General features: G+C 68.0%; 4 protein-coding genes. All 4 read left to right on the top strand.

Translation table 11 applies throughout. The features are described 5' to 3' along the window. Nucleotides 1-435: 435 nt before the first annotated feature. A complete protein-coding gene (locus tag H7F49_RS18665) occupies nt 436-1443 on the top strand; it encodes a glycosyltransferase family 2 protein (RefSeq protein WP_185685075.1) in 1008 nt (335 codons plus the stop codon). A gap of 62 nt (nt 1444-1505) precedes the next feature. Beyond that, nucleotides 1506-2975, top strand: coding sequence for an oligosaccharide flippase family protein (locus tag H7F49_RS18670; protein WP_185685076.1), 1470 nt, complete (start codon nt 1506-1508; stop codon nt 2973-2975). Continuing rightward, nucleotides 2972-4150, top strand: a complete 1179-nt coding sequence (locus H7F49_RS18675) for a hypothetical protein (RefSeq protein ID WP_235982346.1) — start codon at nt 2972-2974, stop codon at nt 4148-4150. The genes H7F49_RS18670 and H7F49_RS18675 overlap by 4 nt, the downstream gene beginning before the upstream one ends. Nucleotides 4151-4271: 121 nt before the next feature. Continuing rightward, the gene (locus H7F49_RS18680) at nt 4272-5645 is read left to right on the top strand and encodes a transposase (protein ID WP_185685077.1); all 1374 of its coding nucleotides are present in this window, start codon (nt 4272-4274) and stop codon (nt 5643-5645) included. Nucleotides 5646-5928 lie beyond the last annotated feature (283 nt).

Here is a 5928-nt window from a genome sequence, read left to right on the forward strand (position 1 = left end):
TCGCCCACATGTCCCTTCATCAAAACCAACAATGTCAAAGATCACAAACCGACAAACAAACCGGACAACCAACCCCTCCCCGATCCATAAACCGGGGGAAATGGTCATCCGCTCCTGTCAGCGACCGGCCAGGAGGGCGTCTCAGCCACACCCCGTCGGTGAGGGGCCATATATGGAGGGGTCTCTGGCCCGTCAACGGCTTTCTTCAAAAAACTGTCACATCCCCATTCTGCGGGCTTTTCAGACACTCACGGCGGGACGCTGCCCTCCGTCCCGGGCTGCCACGCCGCGGAATCGGCAGTGGCGATTCGCCCCCTTCCCCGGCCAGGTTTGCCCGTCCGGTTCTGGTTGAGGCTTTGTTTACTCCAATTGGCTAAGGCCGGAACGAGTGGACGGGCGCCGATCGGCCCGACCCAAGCTGGATCCCCGTGCGACATGCCCACACCTGCCATCAGCGTCGCGATGAGCGTCTACAATGGGGAACGCTTCCTGGCCGCGGCGATCGAGAGCATCCTGGGCCAGACCTTCGGTGACTTCGAGTTCCTGATCCTGGACGATGGCTCGCGCGACGGCACGGCCGCGCTGATTCACGACTATGCCGCGCGGGATTCGCGCATCCGGCCGATCATCCGGGAAAACCGCGGGCTGATCGTCAGCCTCAACCAGTTGCTCGGCGAGGCGCGCGCGCCGATCATCGCCCGGATGGACGCCGATGACATCTCGCGTCCCCAGCGCTTCGAGAAGCAGCACGCCTTCCTGTCGGCGAATCCGGATTATGGCGTGGTCGGCAGCTGGACCGAGGACATCGACGAGCAGGGCCGGCCCTACCGGGTGCTGGGGCACGATCATCCCCGCAACCACGACGAATTCATGGCCGCGATCGAGACCCGCGGGCCGCTGCTGTGCCATCCCGTGGTGATGTACCGCCGGGACCTGGTCCGCGCTGTGGGCGGCTATCATGCGGCCTTCCGCCATTGCGAGGACCTTGACCTGTGGCTGCGCCTCGCCGGGGTGACCCGGCTCTGCTCGCTGCCCGAGCGGCTGCTGCTCTATCGTCACTATGCCGAGCAGGTGTCGAGCCGCCACGCCACCGAACAGCAGATCGGCGCGGCGCTGTCGCACCTGGCCTACCGCGAGCGCGCGGCCGGCCGGCCCGACCCGACCGAGCACTTGACCGAATTGCCGCCCATCGACGAGCTTGATGCCCTGTTCGGCCGGCCCGGTGTCTCGCGCGAGGTCCGCTCCTACGTCGCGCCCGGACTGCTCTATTCGAAGGCCGGCCTGGGCGATCACGGCTTCGACCTGCTGGTCCGCCACCTGCACGAGGGCGGCGCGCACGACGGGATGTGGCGCACCGTGGCGCGGCTGGTCCGCTTCGGCGACCCGGTGCGTGCCGCGCGCCTGGCGACGACCCTGGCGCTGACCACGTTGCGGGCGGCGTGAGCGAGCCGAGCACGTCCCCGGAGTCCGGGCCGCGGCCACCCGCTGACCGCGAGGCGGCCGCCATGAGCGTGCGCAGCGCCGCGGTCTGGGCCATGGTCGCACAGTACACGTCCTTCGCGATCCAGTTCGCCACCTCGGTGGTGATCTCGCGGCTGTTCCTTTCGCCCGCCGAGGTTGGCCTGTTCTCGATCGCGCTGGCCGCGGGGATGCTGGTCGCCATCCTGCAGGACTTCGGCCTGTCGCGCTACATCGCGGCTCTGCCTCGGCTCGGTTCCACCGACATCGCGCGCTGCAGTTCGGTGGCGATGGTGTTCTCGCTGCTGGTCGCCGGGGTGATCGCCGCATCGGCCTGGCCGCTGGCGCAGTTCTACCATCAGCCGGCCCTGACCGCGATCATGCTGATCATCGCGGCGAGCTATCTGTTCACCCCGCTGGCGGTGGTGCCGCTGGCGCTGATGAGCCGCGCCATGCAGTTCCGCGGCCATTTCGTCGTCACCGTGGGCGGAACCGCGATCCAGGCGGCCGTGGCGATCACGCTGGCGGCGGCCGGCTATTCGTCCTTCGCCCTGGCCTGGTCGACCCTGGCCTGCGCTGCCGCCCGCGGGCTGATCGCCCAGGCGCTGCGCCCTGCCCCGCCCTGGCCGCTGACCCTGTCGGGCCTGCGCCCGGTGATCGATTTCGGCACCCGTTCGAGCACGCTCTATCTCACCGGCGCGCTCGGCACCCGGTCGCCCGACCTGATCCTCGGCAAGGTCCTGGGGCTCCACGCGGTGGGACTCTATGGCCGGGCGATAAGCCTGTCCGACCAGTTCCGCACCCTCATCGCCGGGGCCATCGGCAGCGTGTTCTTTCCCGCCTTCGCCCGCATCCGCGACCGCGGCGAACCCCTCGGCCCGGCCTACCTCAGGGTCTGCTCCGGCTATTCGGCGGTGGTCTGGCCCGGAATGGTCGGCCTTGCCCTCGCCAGCGAGCCGCTGGTCCGGCTGCTTTATGGCGAAGCCTGGCTGCGGACCGCGCCGCTCCTGACCATGATCGCCCTGACCGAGGTCATGCTGATCGCCCTGCCGCTGGTCAGCGATCTGCCGATCCTGCTGGGCCGGCTCAACCGCCTGCTGGTCTTCAACCTGATCGACACGACCCTGTCGATCGCACTGCTGGCGATCGGCTGCCTGTGGGGCGTGGAAGGGGCCGCCGCCTCGCGCCTGGTCTATGGCGCGGCCTGGCTGGCCCTGTACTTCGGCTTCATGCATCGCCTGGTAGGCTTCGACGCCGGGGCGCTGCTGCGTATCTATCTGCGCAGCGCCGCGGCGACGCTGGCAGCAGTCCTGCCGCTCGCCGCCACATACCTGTTCTGGGCCCCGCCCGCGACAATCGGGCTGGGGCCGCTGTTCGCTGCCACCCTGGCGGGAGGACTGTGCTGGCTGATCGCCCTGGCCCTGACCCGGCACCCGGCCCTGGCCGAGATCACGGCACTGGCCGCGGCCCTGCCGATCGGCCCGCTGCGCCGCTATCTGGCGGGAGCGGCGGCATGAGCGGGATCGCCGCGCCCATGGGGACCCTGCCCACGGTGACCCTGTCCACGGTGACGCTGCCGACCGATGGGCCGTTGCGGCTCTCGCCCCGGCCGCTGGCCCAGCGCAACGCGCAATACGCCGAGCAGTTCGACGCGGAGACCCTGTTCTACGACGTCTACCGGCGCGGCCCCGACATCGTGTTCCAGGGCCCCCCGCTGCTCAACCTGGCCGAGCCCGTGCTGGCTGCTCCCTTGCTGCGCAATCCGCTGGGGCCGCTGTTCCGGCGGATGCGGCGGATCGAACGCCACAAGGCGAGCGAGATCCGCCTGCGCAGCGCGGCCGATGCCGTGGTGCTGGATGGTCCGCTCGGTCCGATTCCGATCACGGTCCAGCCCGACGGATCGGACCTGTTCGCCGGCCGGCGGGTGCTGCATTCGCTGTCCAAGGACAATGCCCCGCGCTGGATCGCCGACTGGATCCGCTTCTACCGCGAGATTCACGGTGCCGATGCGGTGCTGCTCTATGACAACGGCTCCACCCGCTATTCGGCGGCCGGCCTGGAGGCCGACCTGCGCGCGGCCTTCCCCGACATGCTGATCGTCGTGCTCCTGTGGCCGTTCAAGTACGGGCCGCAGGGCGGCTGGGCCGGGGCGGTCGACGGGGTCGAGGCGCCGTGGGATTCGGACTTCTGCCAGACCGGCTCGCTCCAGCATGCCCGGCAGCGCTTCCTGCAGCGCGCCCGATCGGTGCTGAACGTCGATATCGACGAGCTGGTGATCGGGCCCGAGCCGATCTTCGCCGCGACCGAACGATCGCGCGACGGCTTCATCAAGTTCGAGGGCCAATGGGTCAGCGCGGCCACGCCCGAGCCGGTTGCGCCGGAGGCCAGCCGGCATCATCACTTCATCCACCGCGATCTTGCCGAGAGCGACGGCTGCCCGCCCAAGTGGTGCATCGCACCGCCGCGCTGCGAGAGCGACGGCTATACCTGGTCGGTGCACAACCTGTTCGGCGCCCGGGCCAATCGCCGGATCGATCCGCGCTTCACGTTCCGCCACTTCCGGGCGATCAACAACAACTGGAAGGCCGACCGCAAGCTGGACGAAACCTTCGCCGCCGATCGCTTGGTGGTGGACGAGCCGCTGGCAGCCGCCCTGGCGCAGGCCGGACTGGGCGAGGCGGGCGGGCCTTAGGCCGCGTGGACAGGTTCCGGGCGGATGAATGGCGGGGTTGGGTGGATAGTGTTGAAAAAGTCGGCCTTGAACTCGGTGTGAGCGTCTGATTCAGCATCAGAATGCTGAAGGACGCCAAGCGATGATGGGGGAGCGCCGGGTGGCGCAGGAGGCCCTGTTCTACGAGTTCAGCCTCGATCGGCACGTCCCGGCCGATCATCTGCTGCGGGTGATCGACCGGTTCGTGGATCTGTCGAGCATGCGCGAGCACCTGCGAGGTTTCTACAGTGCGATCGGCCGCCCCTCGATCGATCCTGAACTGATGCTGCGGATGCTGATCGTGGGGTACTGCTTCGGCATCAGGTCGGAACGCCGCCTGTGCGAGGAGGTGCACCTCAACCTGGCGTATCGCTGGTTCTGCCGCCTGGGGCTCGACGGCGACGTGCCGGATCACTCGACCTTTTCGAAGAACCGCCATGGTCGCTTTCGCGAGAGCGATCTGTTCCGCCAGCTGTTCGAAGCCACCGTGCGGCGCTGCATCGATGAAGGGCTGGTCGGAGGCGACGGCTTCGCTGTCGATGCCAGCCTGATCCGGGCTGAAGCCAACCGGCAGACCTATGTCGAGGGGCCGCAGGGTCTTGGCGCTGGTCCGGCCGGACGTGCCGTCGAGGAGTACCTTGCCGTACTCGACGATGCCGCATTCGGCGGCGCAACGCCGGTCGAGCCCAAGCGGGTCTCGCCGGTCGATCCCGCGGCTCGCTATACCCAGGCGCACGGCAACCGCGCCGACTTCTGCTACGCCACCAACTACCTGATCGACGTCGACCATGCAGTGATCGTGGATGTCGAGGCGAGCACAGCGCTGCGCCAGGCCGAAGTGACCGCCGCCAAACGGATGATCGAGCGGGCAGCCGAACGCCATGGCCTATGGCCCCGCAAGCTGATCGGCGATACCGGCTATGGTTCGGCCGACATGCTCGCATGGCTCGTGCACGAGCGCGGCATCGAGCCGCACGTGCCCGTGTTCGACAAGTCCGCCAGGAACGATGGCGCATTCGAGCGCAGCGACTTCTCCTTCGATCACGAGGATGACAGCTATATCTGCCCGGCCGGCAAGCGCCTGCGGCCGCGCAACCGCAACTTCGCCTCGCCGCGCCCGGAGGCCGACAAGGACGGCTTCATCCGCTACCGAGCCCGGCAACAGGACTGCAGCAGCTGTGCCCTCAAGCCGCGATGCACACCCACTCTGCCGGCTCGCAAGGTGACCCGCTCCATCCACGAAGGCGCACGCGATCTGGCTCGGGCCCTGTCACAGGAAGAGGAATGGATCGCCTCCCGCCGCGAGCGCAAGAAAGTCGAGATGCTGTTTGCTCACCTGAAGCGGATCATGCGGCTCGACCGGCTGCGATTACGCGGGCCCAATGGTGCCCGGGACGAATTCCATCTCGCCGCAGCCGCCCAGAACCTGCGCAAGCTCGCCAAGATCAGCCTCGCAAGGCAGCCGGCGATGGCATGAACTCCGGCATCCCCGCGCGCCCGCTTCAATCAAGACCCTGCGCCGCAGCCAACAACGGACTTTTTCAACGGCATCGGTGGGGAGCGGACGTTGGGCTGAAACACGCAGAGGCCGCCCACAGCGCATTCGCACACCCGCAAAATGGCCCATCCCTAAAGCTATCGTCGTCCCGGGCTTGTGTGGACGAGATGTGCTTTATTGGTTGCATCGGCCGGGATGCGCATCCCGGCCGATGCGGGCAGGAGGCCGATGTATCGGACTGGTTGCACAGCCGAGGTCAAGC

The organism is Novosphingobium aerophilum, from assembly GCF_014230305.1.
Lineage (GTDB): Bacteria > Pseudomonadota > Alphaproteobacteria > Sphingomonadales > Sphingomonadaceae > Novosphingobium > Novosphingobium aerophilum.

Bases quoted from the DNA above. Each gene is read 5' to 3' on its own strand.
- H7F49_RS18665 (WP_185685075.1), top strand. From the start codon at position 436: ATGCCCACACCTGCCATCAGCGTCGCGATGAGCGTCTACAATGGGGAA.
- H7F49_RS18675 (WP_235982346.1), top strand. From the start codon at position 2,972: ATGAGCGGGATCGCCGCGCCCATGGGGACCCTGCCCACGGTGACCCTG.
- H7F49_RS18670 (WP_185685076.1), top strand. From the start codon at position 1,506: ATGAGCGTGCGCAGCGCCGCGGTCTGGGCCATGGTCGCACAGTACACG.
- H7F49_RS18680 (WP_185685077.1), top strand. From the start codon at position 4,272: ATGATGGGGGAGCGCCGGGTGGCGCAGGAGGCCCTGTTCTACGAGTTC.